This is a genomic window from Siccirubricoccus deserti (assembly GCF_014283215.1).
Lineage (GTDB): Bacteria > Pseudomonadota > Alphaproteobacteria > Acetobacterales > Acetobacteraceae > Siccirubricoccus > Siccirubricoccus deserti.
Window position 1 is genome coordinate 114,389 of record NZ_JACOMF010000004.1, and the last position, 15,617, is coordinate 130,005.

Consider the following 15,617-nt stretch of genomic DNA (forward strand, 5'->3'; position numbering starts at 1 on the left):
GCCGCAAGCTCAGCGCACCCGCACCTCGGCCCGCGCCGCACTGCCCTCGGCGTCGAGCACCGTGACGCGGTAGAAGCCGGGTCCGTCGGGTACCCAGGCGGCCTCGCGCTTGGCTGGCTCGGCCGGCAGCGGCCGGCCATCGACCAGGAAGGTCAGCGGCCGGCGGCCGCCGCTGGCGCGGAGCGTCACATGCGGCCCGCCCTCCTGCAGCACCGCTCCGGGCGGCGGGAAGACCAGGCGGAGCCGGTCCACCGCCTCGGCCAGGGCTGGGCTGGCCGCGGCGCGGGTCGGCAGCGGCGGGCGCGGCGCCGCCGGCAGGCGCTCGAAGAGCCGGGCCAGGATCGGCAGGGCGGTGCGGGCGCCGGTCGCGCCTGGCAAGGGGGTGCCGTCCGGCCGGCCGACCCAGACGCCGGCCACATGGCGCTGGTCGAAGCCCAGCGCCCAGGCATCCCGCCCACCCCAGCTGGTGCCGGTCTTCCAGGCGATGCCGGGCGGGCCACCGGCGGGAAAGGGGTTCACCAATATGCCGGCCGCCAGCGCCGCGGCGCGCGGCTCGAACACCGGGCGCGGCGCCACTGGCGGACCGAAGCGGTAGACAAGCGGCGCGGCCCGCCCGGCATCGCCGAGTGCGGCATAGAGCGCGACCATCTCCCGCAGCGTGGTGCCGAGCCCACCCAGCGCCAGCGGCAGGGAGGGATCCGCCCCCGGCGGCAGCCGCGGCACCGCCCCGGCGGCCTTCAGCGCCGAGGCGAAGCGCAGCGGCCCGAGTTCCGCCAGCAGCGCCACCGCCGGCAGGTTCAGCGACTGCCGCAGCGCATCGGCCACGGTGATACGGCCGGCGAAGCCGCGGTCGAAATTCTCCGGCGCATAGCCCCCGAAGCGGCGCGGCAGATCGGCGAGCAGGGTCTCCGGCGCCGCTACTCCGGCCTCGAAGGCCATGGCGTAGAGCAGCGGCTTCAGCGCCGAGCCGGGCGAGCGCACCGCGCGGGTCAGGTCGAGCATGCCGGCGCGGCTCTCGGCGGCGAAGTCGCCGCCGACCAGCGCTCGGACCTCGCGGCTCTCCAGATCGGCGACGATCAGCGCGAGGGAGGCGCGCTCCGGCAGTTCGCGCAGCACGCGCTCGGCAATCGCCTCCGCCGCGCGCTGCACCGGCAGGGAGAGGGTGGTCGGGATGCGCGCCTCATCGGCGCCGCGGGCCAGCGCGCGGGCCAGATGCGGCGCGGCGCGCGGCAGCGGCTGGCGGACGAGCGGCACCGGGGCCTCCAACGCGCGGACGGTATCGGCCGCGCTGATGCCGGGGGTGGCGCGGGCGCGCTCAGTCAGTACCGCGTCGCGGGCGCTGCGGGCAGCGTCCGGGTGGCGGTCCGGCCGCAACGCCTCCGGCCGGCGGGGGATGGCGACCAGCAGCGCCGCCTCGGCGGGGTCAAGCTGGCCGACCGGGCGGCCGAACCAGGCCAGCGCCCCGACCCGGGCGCCTTCGAGATTGCCGCCCATCGGCGCCAGGGTCAGCCAGAGGCCGAGGATCTCATCCTTGGTGTAGCGGGCTTCGAGCTGCAGGGCGCGGAGGATCTCGATGGCCTTGCTGCGCAGCGTGCGCGGCCGGGGTTCCAGCAGCCGCGCCGCCTGCATGGTCAGGGTTGAGCCGCCGGAGACGATGCGGCCCGCCCGCGCCCATTGCAGCGCCGCCCGGCCGAGTGCCAGCGGATCGACGCCGGGGTGGTGGCGGAAGCGGCGATCCTCGGCGGCGATCAGCAGGTCGAGCAGATGGGGCGGCACATCGGTCACGGTGGTCGGCAGCCTCCAGGTGCCGCCGGCGGCAGGCAGCACGGCCAGGCTGCGGCCGTCCCGGTCCAGCACCTCGGTCCCGGCGATGGCCAGCCGGGCGAGGTTGGGTGGAAGGAGCCGGTCGAGGGCGGCCAGCGCCAGCAGCGCCGCCCCGGCCAGCCCCAGCCCCGCCAGCAGCCACGTTCCGGTCCTGCCGGGGCCGCCCGCGGGCATCAATCCACCGCCTGCACCGTGATCCGCCCGGTGGCCTGCCGGGCGAAGGTCTGCGGCCGGTACATGTCCTCAAGCTGGGCGCCCGGCAGTTCGAACTGCCCGGCCGTCACCGCCCGCAGCCGCACCGCCAGGCGGAACTCCGGCGCTTCCGGCGTGAGGTCGAGCGCCGCGGCGAAACGGTCGTCCAGCGCCGGGGTGGCCACCGTTTCGCTCAATGTGCCGAGCCAGGGCATGCCCGGCACCTCGCCGGCGGCGAGCCGGCCGGTGATCTCCCACCCCGCCGGCAGCCCCTGCTGGAGGATCGCCCTATGCGCCTCCCGCGTCTCGGCCCGGCCTTCCAGCAGCAGCACGAAGACGGTGTTCTGACGCAGCTGGTCGAGGTTCAACGGCTGGCCGTCCAGGGCGAAGAACCGCCTTGTGACCTGCATCCCCGCCCGCCCGGCCGGCGCCGCCTGCGCCGGGATACCGGTGACCGAGGTGCTGGCGAAGACCGCCGCATCGGAGAGGTTGCGGGCCACGCCCGGCGCGTCCAGCGCCACCGCGAATTGCACCGCCGGCGGCTGTTCCTGCCCGTTCACCACGACTCGCGCCGGCCTGCCGTCCCGGCCGAGCGCGACGGCGGCCGCCACCGCCCAGGCCTGCTCCTGGGTATTGGCCGCCTGGGGCAGGAAGTTCGGCCCGGGCAGCCGGGCCTGCAACGCCGCCATGCGGTCGGGCAGCAACCCGCTCTCCTTCAACAGTGTGGCGATGGCGAGCGCGTCGCGCTCCGCGCTGCCGTAATCGTAGAGCCAGGGGCGCCGGGCCTGTGGCGCCAGGGCACTCGCAAAGGCCTGCTCGGCGCGCGGCTGGTCGCCGGCCCGGGCGAAGGCGGCGGCGAGCTGGGCCTTGGCCAGGGGCGTCGGCAGTTCATCCAGCTGTTCCAGCAGCCGCCGCGCCGCGCCCAGCCGGGGCCTGCCGGCCAGCGAGAGCACATGCAGCCGGTAGGCCTGGGCGGCGCGTTCCTCCGGCGTGTCCGGGGTGCCGTCCTCGACCTGTTCCAGGATCTGCCGCAGCGCATCCTCCAGCGCCGCATCCGGCACCGCGGCGCCGGCCTGGCGGGCACGCAGCAGCCCTTCCACCGCATAGGCGCCGGTCCAGTACTGGGTCTCGCCCTGCGCCGACCACAGGCCGAAGCCGCCGTCGTAGCGCTGCTTGTTCAGCACATGCTCCACCGCCTGCTGCAATCGCGCGGCACGGTCCGGCGCCGCCAGCCCATCCGGCGGGATGCCGGCGAAGGCCAGCAGTTGGGAGGCGGATTGCTCCAGGCAGGCGAAGGGATAGCCATCCAGCAGCCGCAGCATCCCCGGCGCGTCATAGCGCACCACCCCGCCGAAGCTGGCGGAGGCGCGGATGGTGCCGGGCAGCCAGCGGGCGGGGGTGAAGTCCAGCTTCGCCTCCTGCCCTGGCGGAATGCTCTGCGAGACCACCTCGGTGGTGACCGGGCGCGAGGAACGGATGGTGATGCGGGCCTCCCGCTCCGCCCGGAACCCGTCCGGCCCGGCGACGGCGAGCCGCAGCACCCCCTGCCCCGCCCCGGTCGCCCGCAGCGCGGAGGCCGGCAGGGCGCGGAGGTTGGGCGCCAGGGTTGCCGAAAGCCGCGCCGGGCCAGCAAGGGTGATGGCGCCCTCGGCGGTCAGGGTGGCGGTGATCTCGCCGGCGGGCAGGTCCAGGTTATGCAGCAGCACCGGCAGCCGCGCCTCGTCGCCAGGCGACAGGAAACGCGGCAGCAGCGCCTCGGCCACCACCGGGTCGCGGATGGTGACCGGGCGGCTGGCGGAACCCACCTTGTCACCGGCCCAGGCGACGGCCATCAGCCGCAGCTCCCCGGCGAAATCCGGGATGTCGAGGGTGACGGTCGCCGTGCCGTCGGCCGCCACCGGCATGGCCCCGGTGAACAGCGCCACGGTGCGCTGGGGGATGTCGATGGCGCCAAGACTGAACTCGTCGCCGCCCTGCCGCAGCATCGCCAGTTCGCCTTCCGGCGGCGGCACCAGCCGGCCGTAGTCGTCGCGGATATCGACGCCGAGCCGGCGCTTGCCCATCACATGCGCCAGCGGGTCGGGCGAGGCGAAGCGGGTCAGCCGCAGGATGCCCTCATCCACCGCGGCGAGGGTGAGAGTCGCGGTCCCGTCCGCCCCGGTCAGCCGCAGCGGCACCGCCAGCCGCTGCCGCGGGGTGATGCGGGCGGGGGTCTCGATCGCCACCTCGATCCGCCGTGAGGCGGGGTCGAGCTGGAGCCAGGCCAGGCCAAGCGCCCGGCCTGGGTGGCCCTGCCGGGCTTCGCCCGGGCGGAAGGCGGTGACCGCGACATAGGCGCCGGGGCCCCAGGCGGCATCGACCGGGACCTCCACCTCAGTGCCGCCCTCGGCCACCTCGATGTCTCGGATCGAGACCAGCCGGTCGGTCAGCACGGCAATGCTGGCCGGGCCGGAGAAGGGTGGGGTGATGCGGAGGCGGGCCGTCTCGCCCGGCGCATAGGCGCGGCGGTCGGCGGCGACGTCCACCTTGTCCGGCACCTCCGGCGTCTCGCCCCCGGCCCAGCCGGCGCGGAAGCGGATGGAGGTGATGGCAAGGCCGGAGGGGTCCGAAACCTCCAGCCGGTAGCGGCCGAAGCCGAGGCGGCGAGCGAAGCGGGCCAGGGCGCCGACGGTTGGTTGCAGCTCGGCGCTGTCCACCGCCTCATCCCGCCAGACCGTCTCGTAGCGGGCCTGACTGCCACGGGTGACGATCCGCCAGTCCGGCCGCTCCCGCACCAGCCGGGCGCGCAGCGGCGCGGCGATGGGGCGGGCCTCGGGGTCCAGGGCGATGACCTCGAACGCCGCCTCGGCATCGGCATCGATGGCGAGGTCGGCGAACAGCGGCTTCACGCCGATCATCCGCTGCCCCCCGCGCACCGGCAAGGTCAGGGCGGTGCGGGAGGCACGACCGCCCGGCTCGTCGATGGCGATGGCGAGCTCGGCCCGCAGCGGCCGGGTGGTGTCGGGCAGCTGCGGCACGGAGAGGGTCAGGCTGCCCTGGCCCTGGGCATCCAGCGCCTCGATCTCGAAAGGCAGCAGGTCGGGCGAGAATTGCTCGTCCACCAGGCCGAAGAGGTAGTCCTTGTACTGCTCGAAGGGCGAGCGCAGCGCCTGCAGCCGCAACTCGGCGCTGCCGGTCAGCCCGGCCGCCGGGGCGCCGTAGAGAAAGCGGGCATTGATCGGCAGCACCAGCGGCTGGCCCGGCGCCAGCGGGCCGGGAGCCCGGCCGGCGGTCACCTCCAGCCGTTCGGGGACGAAGGCATCGACGCGGAATTCGGTCCTGCCGATCGGCGGGTCGTTGGGGTCGGCCAGAACCTCCAGGGTCCAGACCCCGGCCGGGGCGCCGAGGCCGAGCGGGATCGGCCAGAGGATGGCCGCCCCCGGCTCCCGCGCCGGCACCGCCTCGGCGAAGACGCTGCCGTTCGGGCGGCGAACCCTGAAGCGGGCCGGGATGTCGAGCGGGGCGCCGCCGGCATCGCGCAGCAGCGCCGCCGCCTGCACCGTCTCGCCCGGCCGGTAGATGCCGCGGTCGAGCCAGAGAAAGGCGTCCATGGCACCGGGGTGCTCGGCCCCGGTGGCGCCGCGGTCGGAGAGGTCGAAGGAGGCGGCCTCAAGATCGAGCTGCACGAAGTCGTCGCCCAGCGTGGCGTGCAGCGCCTTCGGCGCCATCGGCCCCTGGCCGCGCAGCAGCGGGGCGGCGAAGCGGACCAGCCCGTCGGCGCCGGTCTCCGCCTCGGCCAGGATGTCGTTGTTGATCGCCAGCAGCCGGACCCGCACGCCGCCGAGCGGCCTGCCGGCCTGAAGCCCGCGCAGCTGCGCCGCCAGCCCGGCGGTGCTGCGCCAGGCGGTCACGCCGAGGTCGGTGACGATGACCGGCAGCGCCGCGGCCCGGCCGCGGGAGCCATCGGCCGGCTTGACCACCAGGGCGTAGAGGCCGGAGCCGGCGGCGCGCAGCCCCTCGGGCAGCGGCAGGGCATGGCGCTGCAGCCGGTTGGCCTCGAAGCCCGGCAGGTCGACCCGGCCTTCCCAGACCACCCGGCCCCAGCTGTCGGCCATGTCGTCGGCGGTCCAGCTCTCGATCGTCTCGCCCACCGTCCAGGACTGCCGGCCGAAGGGGATCAGGGTCCGCTCGGTCACCCGCACCACCCGGAGGTTCAGCGCCGAGATGTTCACCGTGGCGAGGCCGACCCGCGGCGCCTGACCGCGCGGCAGCAGGAAGCTGCTGGCATCGAAAATAATGCGCGGGCGGCGGTTCGGCATGGCAACGCGCAGCACGGTGTCGCGGTTCAGCCGCAGCCCGTCCTCGCCCGGCAGCCCGGCGCGCAGGACCAGCCGAGTGGGCTGGCCCTGGGGCAGGCCGGCGATGCAGAGCTGGTCGCCCTCCCGCACCACCGCCATCCCCGGCACCGGCGGGTCGGCGCGGACCCAGTCCTGCGGCTGCCAGTCGGTGCGGCGGGCGGGCGGGACGGTGAAGCTGAGGCAGGCGCGGGCCGGCTCGCTCTCCGCCTCGGTGTTGATGCGGGCGACCAGCAGCCCGGCGGCGCGGCGGGCCTCGGCCAGCATCTGCCGGTAGCGGAGGTCGTCCGGGGCGCGTTCAAGCACCGCCGCCAGCGCCTGGAGCTGCTGCGCCGGCCGGTCGAGCCGCTGCAATGCCTCGGCCATGAGCAGGAGCGAGGGAATCTCCGGCGCGCCCGCCGGCGCCTGCTGGAAGTTCATCCAGGCCGCCTGCAGCGCCCGGCCGGCCTCGGGGGGGGTCTTCCGCAGCTGCGCCCGCCCCAATGCCAGCCAATGCTCCGGCCGCGGGTCGCCGCCGGCGATCCGGTCCTCCCACGCCTGGGCCGCGGCCGGCCAATTGCCTTGCCGCTCGGCCGCCGCCGCGCGCTCTTCCGCCGCGACCTTCTGCGCCGCCGTGGCGCCGGCCGGAAAGCGGCGGGTAAGGTCGCGCTGATAGGCTTCCGCATCATTCGAAACGCCCGGCAAGTCGAAGCCCTGGGCACGGAGGCCGGGCGCGGCGAGCAGAAGTCCGAGGAGCAGGAGCAGCAGACGCATGATGGCGGAGCCCTCTTCAACGAGTCCGGCCGCAGCATAGCCGGGTAGTCTCTACGCCGACGTGAAAACCCTGTACGCCGCACAACCCTTGCCGAACCGCGACGGTGGCGTCACACGGCACGGGAGTTGCTGCTTTCATTCCGTTATCGACCGGTGGTGATCGGCCAGCCGCAACTTCGGTCTATGGGTGCAGACCGGCTCGCCCGTATAAGCATGCGCGGTCTGCGCCATCTCGTTTGCGGAGACGGCCGCATCTTACGGCGCGAAGGATGGGACAGAAATGAGACGTCGCCTGATGCCGCTGCTCTCGCCTGCCCTGATCGCCGCCATGCTGGCGCTGCTGTCGGCCACCGCAGCGCTTGCCCAGCAGGCCGGCGGCGGCGTGCCGGTGACCACCGATACGGTGCAGCAGGGCGCGGTGCCGATCGAGATCCTCGCCAACGGCATCGTCGCCTCGGAATCCGTGGTCACGGTGCGGACCCGGGTCGATGGCCAGATCACCCAGGTGCATGTCACCGAAGGCCAGATGGTCCGCCGCGGCCAGCCGCTGTTCTCCCTCGACGCCCGGCTCAACCAGGCGATCCTGGCGCAGCAGGAGGCCCAGCTGGCGCGTGACCGGGCGCAGGCGGCGCGGACCGCCGCGGATGCCCAGCGCTACCAGTCGCTGCGGGGCGAGAGCTTCGCCTCCCAGCAGCGCTTCGAGCAGGCCCAGGCCGATGCGCTGGCCGCCGCCGCCACCGTGCGGGCGACCGAGGCGCTGATCGCCCAGACCCGGCTGCAGGTGGAATTCGCCACCATCACCGCCGAGATCGACGGCCGGCTCGGCGCGCTGCCGCTGCGGGTCGGCAATTTCGTCCGCCAGGCGGAGAGCACCGCCATCACCACCCTGACCCAGATGGACCCGATCCTGGTGCAATTCGCGGTGCCCGAGCGCTGGCTGCCGGAGATCCGCGCTGCCGTGCGGCGCAGCTCGGCCCGGGTCCAGGTCCGCGCCGAGCAGGACGACGCCCCGGCGCCCGAGGGCGAGCTGATCTTCGTCGACAGCGCGGTGGACACGACGACCGGTACCATCCTGCTCAAGGCGCGTTTCGCCAATGCCGATGCGCAGCTCTGGCCCGGGCAGTATGTCCAAGTGACGCTGACGCCGCGCAGCCAGGAGGACGCCATGACGGTGGCGACCGCGGCGGTGCAGACCGGCCAGCAGGGCCGCTTCGTCTTCGTGCTGACCGCCGACAGCACCGCCCGGCGCCGGAGCGTGACGCTGGAGCGCACCCTCGGCAACCGCGCCGTGGTGCGGGGCGAGATCCAGCCCGGCGAGAAGGTGATCGTCGACGGTGCCCAGCGGGTCACCGACGGTACCAGGGCGGTGGAACGCAATGCCCCGCCCAATGTCCCGGCGACGGCGCAACGCGTCTCGGCGGCGCGGTAGTCCAGAAGATCGGCAAAGCCCAGACTCGGTAGCGCAGGAAGGCGGACGGAATGAATATCTCCGAACTGTGTATCCGCCGGCCGGTGATGACCGGGCTGCTGGCCATCGCCGCGGTGGTCGCGGGCATCATCGCCTATACGCGGCTGCCGGTGGCCGCCGTGCCGCGGGTCGATTTCCCGGTCATCACCGTCTTCGCCAATTTCGCCGGCGCCAGCCCGGAAACCATGGCGACCAGCGTCGCCCTGCCATTGGAACGCGAATTCAGCACCATCGCCGGGCTGGAGGCGATGTCCTCGATCAATGGCCAGGACACCACCCAGATCACCCTGCAATTCGTCCTCGGCCGCAGCATCGACGCGGCGGCGCAGGATGTGCAAGCGGCGATGACCCGGGCGCAGCGGCGGCTGCCGATCGACATGACCATCCCGCCCAGCTACCGCAAGGTGAACCCGGCGGATGCGCCGGTGGTGCTGCTGGCGCTGACCGGCAACGACACGCCGCTGTACCGGCTGAACGACATCGCCAGCACCATCATCGGCCCGGCGCTGTCGCGGGTGCCGGGTGTCGCCCAGGTGCAGACCTATGGCGAGCAGCTCTATGCGGTGCGGGTGCGGCTGGACCCCGACCGCATCGCCGCCATGGGGTTAACCTTCGATACCGTCTCCGCCTCCATCGCCCAGGCGAATTCCAACACCCCGGTCGGCCTGCTGACCGGCGACCGCCAGCAGCTCACGCTCCGCGCCAACGAACAGCCGCAGGATGCCGCGGCCTTCGGCAATCTGGTCGTGGCCGGCCGCGCCCAGGCGCCGGTCCGGCTGAACGAGATCGCCGAGGTGGTGGACGGGGTGCAGAACCAGCGCATTGCCGCCTGGCGCAACGGCCAGCGGGCGCTGATCCTCGCCGTGCTGCGGCAGCCGGACGCCAATACCGTCGATGTGGTGGATGGGGTGAAGGCCAGCCTGCCGGCCCTGCAATCCTCCCTGCCGCCGGGCGCCGAGGTCGCCGTCATGCTCGACCGCTCGCGCTCGATCCGCGCCGCGGTGCATGACGTGCAGGAGAGTCTGGTGATTGCCATCGGCCTGGTGGTGCTGGTCTGCTTCCTGTTCCTGCGCCGGCTGACCGCGACGCTGATTCCGACGGTCGCGGTGCCGATCAGCCTCTGCGTCGCCTTCGGGCTGATGTACGTGCTGGGCTACGGCATCGACAACGTCACCCTGCTGGGGCTGACCATCGCCGTCGGGCTGGTGGTGGACGATGCCATCGTGGTGCTGGAGGTCATCGTCCGCCACATCGAGGAAGGCATGGCGCCGATCCCGGCGGCGATCCGCGGCGCCCGGGAGATCGGCTTCACCGTCCTCTCGATCACCCTGTCGCTGATCGCGGTCTTCCTGCCGATCCTGCTGATGGGCGGCGTCGTCGGGCGGGTGTTCAACGCCTTCGCCGCCACCGTCTCGCTCGCGGTCATCGCCTCCTGCGTCGTCTCGCTGACCCTGACGCCGCTGATGGCCAGCCGGCTGAAGGGCCACCACGGCAAGCCCGGGCTGGTCGAGAGGGTGCTGGAGCGCGGGCTGCAGGGCATCGAGCGGGCCTATGCCTTCGTGCTCGACTACGCGCTGCGCTTCCGTCCGCTGGTCTGGGTGGTCTTCCTGCTCTCCTGCGGCGCCGCCGGCTGGATGGCGACGGTCATCCCGAAGGGCTTCTTCCCGGTGGAGGACACCGGCCTGCTGGTGGTCAACACCGAAGGGCCGCGCGGCGCCTCGATCGAGGCGATGACGCTGCTGCAGAACCGGCTGGTGGAGATGCTGCGGGCCTCCCCCCACGTCACCAACGTGGTCTCCAACCTGGGCACCACCGGCGGCAGCATCTCGATCAACCAGGGCCGGCTGTTCGTCGAGCTGACGCCGCGCTCGGAGCGGCCGGCGGTCGAGCACGTGATCCAGGACCTGCGGCGGCAGGCCAACCAGTTCCCCGGCCTGCGGGTGTTCATGCAGCCGATCCAGAACATCAATTTCGGCGCCCGCCAGACCCGCACCCAATACCTCTACACCCTGCAGGGGCTGCGGCTGGACGAGCTCTACGAATGGGCACCGCGGCTTGAGGAACGGCTGCAGAGGCTGCCGCAGCTGCAGGATGTGAACACCGACCTCCAGCTCGACGCGCCGGTGGTGCAGGTGAACGTGGACCGCGACCGGGCGACGACGCTCGGCATCTCGGTCGATCAGGTCCGGCAGGCGCTGTTCTCCGCCTTTGGCGCCCGGCAGATCTCCACCATCTACGGCCAGGCCAACGCCTATCCGGTGATCATGGAGGCATTGCCGGATGATCAACGGGATGAGCAGGGGTTGGCCAAGCTCTACCTGCGCTCGGCCTCCGGCCGGCTGGTGCCGCTCTCGGCGGTGGCCGGGATCGAGCGGCGCTCCGGCCCGCTCAATGTCTCGCACCAGGGCCAGCTGCCGGCGGTGGTCATCGGCTTCAATACCCCGCCGGGTGTGGCGCTTGGCGATGCGGTGAACGCCATCCGCGAGATCGAGCGCGAGATGGGCATGCCGCCCACCGTCGTCACCGGCTTCTCCGGCGCGGCGCAGGTGTTCCAGCAGGCGCTGGCCGGCCAGGGCATGCTGGTGCTGGCGGCGGTGCTGATCATGTATGTGGTGCTGGGCGTGCTCTACGAGAGCCTGATCCACCCGCTGACCATCCTCTCCGGCCTGCCGGCGGCGGCGCTCGGGGCCTTTGTCACGCTCTGGTTCTTTGACCTCGACCTCTCGGTCATCGCGGTCATCGGCGTGCTGCTGCTGATCGGGCTGGTGAAGAAGAACGCCATCATGATCGTGGACGTCGCGTTGCAGCGGCAGCGCGCCGGCGCCCCTGCCTTCAATGCGGTGCGCGAGGCCTGCATCGTCCGGTTCCGGCCGATCCTGATGACCACGCTGGCGGCCGGCGCCGGCGCGGTGCCGATCGCCATGGGCTGGGGTGCCGCGGCCGAGTTGCGGCAGCCGCTCGGCCTCGCGGTGGTGGGCGGGCTCGCCGTCTCCCAGGTGCTGACCCTCTTCGTGACGCCGGTGCTCTACCTTGGCTTCGACGGCATGGCGCGGCGCTTCACCACCCGGCGGCGGCAGGCACCGGCCCAGGCGGCGCCCGCGGAATGAAGATCCCCACCCTGCCCTTCACCGTCACCGACTGGTCCGGCGTGACGCCGACCCGCCATCCCGGCGAGACCGGCGAGGCGCTGTGGCGAACGCTCAACATCGGCGAGCTGCGGGTGCGCCAGGTGGAGTATTCGCCGGGCTATCTCGCCGACCACTGGTGCGACCGCGGCCATGTGCTCTACGTGCTGGAAGGCGAGCTGGAGACCGAGCTGCGCGACGGCAGGCGGTTCACCCTGCGGCCAGGGATGAGCTACCAGGTCTCCGACTTCGGCGATGCCGCGCACCGTTCCTCCACCCGCACCGGGGCGAAGCTCTTCATCGTGGATTGAAAGCTCTCCACGAAGCCGCCGCGCGGCATTGCGGGGACCCGATGGCCCATTGGACCGGCGCACCGGCACGGCCTCCGCGGCAAAGCCGAGGAAGGCGCAGGGAGGTGCCCGGTTCCGATGGGTGCCGTGAGCCCGCCGGGCGCCGTTCTATTCCGCCGGCGCCCGCTTCACCACCAGCGCATGGCCGCTGACATCCGCCCCCGCCTCCGGCGACAGCCGGGCGAAGAAGGGCGTTGAGGCCGCCACCACCGCCGCCGCCACCAGGAAGGCCACGGCGAAGTCGTGCACCTGCGCGGTATGGTGGCCCGAGAGGCTCGCGCTCATCTCCAGCGCCGTCGTCGCCAGCACCACGCCAAGCGCCGGGGAGAGCTGCTGCACCGTCCCGGAGAAGCTGGTCGCGGCGGAGAGCCGGGCGGTCGGCACATCCGCAAAGGCCAGGGTGTTCAGCGCGGTGAATTGCAGGCTGCGGAACAGCCCGCCCAGCGCCAGCAGCATGAAGATCGCCGGCAGCGGCCAGGCCGGGGTGAAGCCCGCCGCCACCCCCACCCCCAAGGCCGACAGCAGCCCGGTGCCGATCAGCACCCGGCGGAAGCCGAATTGACGCAGGATCGGCCGCGCCAGCGGCTTCATCGCCAGCGCCCCGAGCGCCGTGGCGAAGGAGACGAGACCGGCTTCCGATGCCGTCTTGCCGAACCCCACCTGCAGCAGCATCGGCACCAGGAAGGGCGTGGCACCGGCGCCGCTGCGGAACAGGCTGCCGGCCAGCACCGCCAGATTGAAGGTCGGGATCCGCAGCAACGAGAGGTCGAGCGCCGGTCGCTTGGCCTGCCGGCAATGCCGGATCGCCGCCCAGCCGAACATCAGCCCGAGCACCAGCGCCGCCTCCGGTATCCCTGTCGGCATCACCCCCCGCCCCAGCGTCTCCAGTCCGAACATCGACAGCGCCAGCGCGAGGCCGAGCAGCACCAGCCCCGGCAGGTCGGGCGGGCCGGGGTCGCCGGGCGGGATGCGGGGAATCTTCCATGCCACCAGCGCCAGCCCCAGCACGCCGATCGGCAGGTTGATGAGGAAGACCGAGCGCCAGCCGAAGGCATCGGTCAGGAAACCGCCGAGCGGCGGGCCGCTGATCGGCCCGATCATCGCCGGCACGGTCAGCCAGGTCATGGCGCTCAGCATCTGGTCCTTGCGGACCTGGCGGAGCAGCAGCAGCCGGGCGACCGGCACCATCATGGCGCCGCCAAAGCCCTGCAGCACCCGCGCCGCGATCAGCTCCGGCAGCCCGGTCGAGCGGGCGCAGAGCGCCGAGGCGCAGGTGAAGATGGCGATCGCCACCATGAACACCCGCTTGGCGCCAAACCGATCCGCCATCCAGCCTGACACCGGGATGAACACCGTCAGCGCCACCAGGTAGGAGGTGATGGCGACGCCGAGCCGGGCCGGCTCCACCCCCAGGTCGCGCGCCATGGCGGGCAGGGCGGTGGTGATCGCGGCGCTGTCCATGTTCTGCATGAACAGCGCGCTGGCGACGATCGCCGCAGTCAGCCGATGGTCGGTCTTCGCCGGGGGGCCGCCCGGCGCTGCGGCGGCGGTCTCGCTCATGCCCCTGTCCTACGCCCCTCCGGGCAGCAGGACCACCCGGCCGGCGGCGCGACGGCTTGTCACCTCGGCCATGGCTGCGCGGAATTCATCCAGCGGAAAGCTGGCATGCACCTCCGGCCGCAGCGCCCCGGCCGCCCACCAGCTGACCAGCTGTGCCCAGATGGCCCGGGCGCGCGGCGCGTGCAGCTGCCGGTTGTCGCCGGGGGACCAGCCGACATAGGCCCCCCAGTTCAGCCCGGCGACGCCGATGTTCTTCAACAGCAGCAGGTTGAGGGGCAGTTGCGGGATGCCGCCCGCGGCGAAGCCGATGGTCACCAGCGTGCCGCCATCGCCGAGGCAGCGCAGCGATTCATCGAAGACCGGCCCGCCGAGCGTGTCCAGCACCGCGCCGACGCCGGCGCCGCCGGTCGCCGCGAGCACCGCTTCCTTGAAGGGCCCGGCACTGTCGAGCACGAGGTCGGCGCCGCGGGACAGCGGCACCCCGCGCTTCGCTGCACCGCAGCGGGCGATAACCCGCAGGCCGAGGGCGCGGGCGACCTCCACCCCGGCCAGCCCGACGCCGGCCGCCGCCCCCTGGACCAGCACCCATTGCCCGGGCGCCAGCCGGGCCCGCCAGAGCAGCGCCGCGGCGGCGGTGGGGTAGCTGATCGGCAGGGCGACGGCGGGGGCCAGCGGCAAATCATCCGGAATGGCGACCACATGAATGGCATCCGCCACCGCCTCCTCCGCCATGCCGCCCCAGTCCAGCACCGCGAAGACCCGGGTGCCCGGCGGCAGCGGATCGGCGACATCGGGGGCGGTTTCCAGCACCGTGCCCACCACCTCGGTGCCCGGGGTGAAGGGCAGCGGCGGCTTGCGCTGGTACTTGCCGGCAACGACCAGCCCGGTGGCGAAGGAGACGCCGGCCGCCGCCACCTTGATGCGGACCCCGCCCGGCCGCAGCGGCGGCGGCGGAATGTCCTTCAGCTCGAGCGCATCGAAGTCGCGCCAGCTCTCGCAGACCAGGGCGCGCATCAGTCGAGCGTCAGCCGGGCTTCGCGCACCAGCTGGCCCCAGCGGTCGTATTCACGGCGGCAGAAGGCGGCGAAATCCTCCGGCGAATCGGCCACCGGCTCGGCGCCGAGCACCGCCAGCCGCTCCCGCACCTCCGGCACGGCGACGGCGGCGGCGACCGCCTGCTGCAGCCGGGCGGTGATCGGCGCCGGGGTGCGCGGCGGCGCCCAGATGGCGTACCAGGTGGCGATGTCGAAGCCCGGCACCCCGGCTTCGGCCACCGTCGGCAGATCGGGGTAGGCACCGACGCGCTTCGCCGTGGTCACCGCCAGCGGCCGCAGCAGGCCGGCGCGCACCGCGGCGGCGCTGCTCGGGATGCTGTCGAACATCAGCTGGATGTTGCCGGCGATGAGGTCCTGCACCGCGGGTCCGGCGCCGCGATAGGGCACGTGCACCATGTCGGTTCCCGTCATCAGCTTGAACATCTCCCCCGCCAGGTGCAACGCCGAGGCATTGCCGGAGGAGGCATAGGACACCTTCCCCGGATTCGCCTTCAGATGGGCGATCAGCTCGGCGATGCTGCGGACCGGCAGCGCCGGATTCACCACCGCCACCAGCGGGACCATCGCCATATTGGTCACCGGGGTGAAATCCGCCATCGCATCGTAGGGCATGCTGCGGTTGAGGTGCGGGATGATCACATGGATGGAGGCGTTCATCAGGAAGCTCTGTCCATCCGGCGCGGCCCGGGCGATCACCTCCGAGCCGATGACGCCGGAGGCGCCGGCGCGATTCTCCACCACCATGGACTGACCGAGGTCCTGGGCCAGCCGCTGCGCCACCACCCGGCCGAGGATATCGGTCGGCCCGCCCGGCGGGTAGGGAACGACGAAGCGGACCGGGCGGTTCGGCCAGTCCTGGGCCTGGGCGGAGCTCCGGGCCTGGGCGGAGCTCCGGGCCAGGATGGGCGCCGCCAGCATGCCGGCCAGCGCCCGGCGTCGCGTGATGATCATTCCCG

At 73.1% G+C, this 15,617-nt stretch carries 8 protein-coding genes; 3 read left to right on the forward strand and 5 right to left on the reverse strand.

From position 1 onward, the window contains the following. Positions 1–9: 9 nt before the first annotated feature. A complete protein-coding gene (gene pbpC / locus H7965_RS05260) occupies positions 10–1,998 on the reverse strand; it encodes a penicillin-binding protein 1C (protein ID WP_186769496.1) in 1,989 nt (662 codons plus the stop codon). Next, positions 1,998–7,103: an alpha-2-macroglobulin family protein gene (locus H7965_RS05265; RefSeq protein WP_186769497.1), complete on the reverse strand. Its 5,106-nt coding sequence runs from the start codon at positions 7,101–7,103 to the stop codon at positions 1,998–2,000. The genes pbpC and H7965_RS05265 overlap by 1 nt, the downstream gene beginning before the upstream one ends. Positions 7,104–7,383: 280 nt before the next feature. Here H7965_RS05265 and H7965_RS05270 point away from each other — a divergent pair, with 280 nt between their 5' ends. From H7965_RS05270 to H7965_RS05280, 3 genes are read left to right on the forward strand one after another with little or no spacing between them, the layout of a single operon-like run. Further along, positions 7,384–8,532 (forward strand): efflux RND transporter periplasmic adaptor subunit, encoded by a 1,149-nt coding sequence (locus H7965_RS05270; RefSeq protein WP_186769498.1) that lies wholly within the window; start codon positions 7,384–7,386, stop codon positions 8,530–8,532. A 50-nt stretch (positions 8,533–8,582) separates the two neighbouring features. After that, positions 8,583–11,678, forward strand: coding sequence for an efflux RND transporter permease subunit (locus tag H7965_RS05275; protein WP_186769499.1), 3,096 nt, complete (start codon positions 8,583–8,585; stop codon positions 11,676–11,678). Next, complete coding sequence (locus tag H7965_RS05280) at positions 11,675–12,007, forward strand: DHCW motif cupin fold protein (RefSeq protein ID WP_186769500.1); 333 nt, start codon at positions 11,675–11,677, stop codon at positions 12,005–12,007. Before H7965_RS05275 ends, H7965_RS05280 begins: the two co-directional genes overlap by 4 nt. Positions 12,008–12,154: 147 nt before the next feature. Here H7965_RS05280 and H7965_RS05285 read toward each other — a convergent pair whose 3' ends face one another. From H7965_RS05285 to H7965_RS05295, 3 genes are read right to left on the reverse strand one after another with little or no spacing between them, the layout of a single operon-like run. Further along, positions 12,155–13,606 (reverse strand): MDR family MFS transporter, encoded by a 1,452-nt coding sequence (locus H7965_RS05285; protein WP_186769501.1) that lies wholly within the window; start codon positions 13,604–13,606, stop codon positions 12,155–12,157. 9 nt (positions 13,607–13,615) lie between these two features. Then, entirely contained in the window at positions 13,616–14,620 is a 1,005-nt protein-coding gene (locus tag H7965_RS05290) for an NADPH:quinone oxidoreductase family protein (protein WP_186769502.1), read from the reverse strand. After that, a complete protein-coding gene (locus tag H7965_RS05295) occupies positions 14,620–15,612 on the reverse strand; it encodes a Bug family tripartite tricarboxylate transporter substrate binding protein (RefSeq protein ID WP_186769503.1) in 993 nt (330 codons plus the stop codon). The genes H7965_RS05290 and H7965_RS05295 overlap by 1 nt, the downstream gene beginning before the upstream one ends. Between the last annotated feature and the right edge of the window lie 5 nt (positions 15,613–15,617).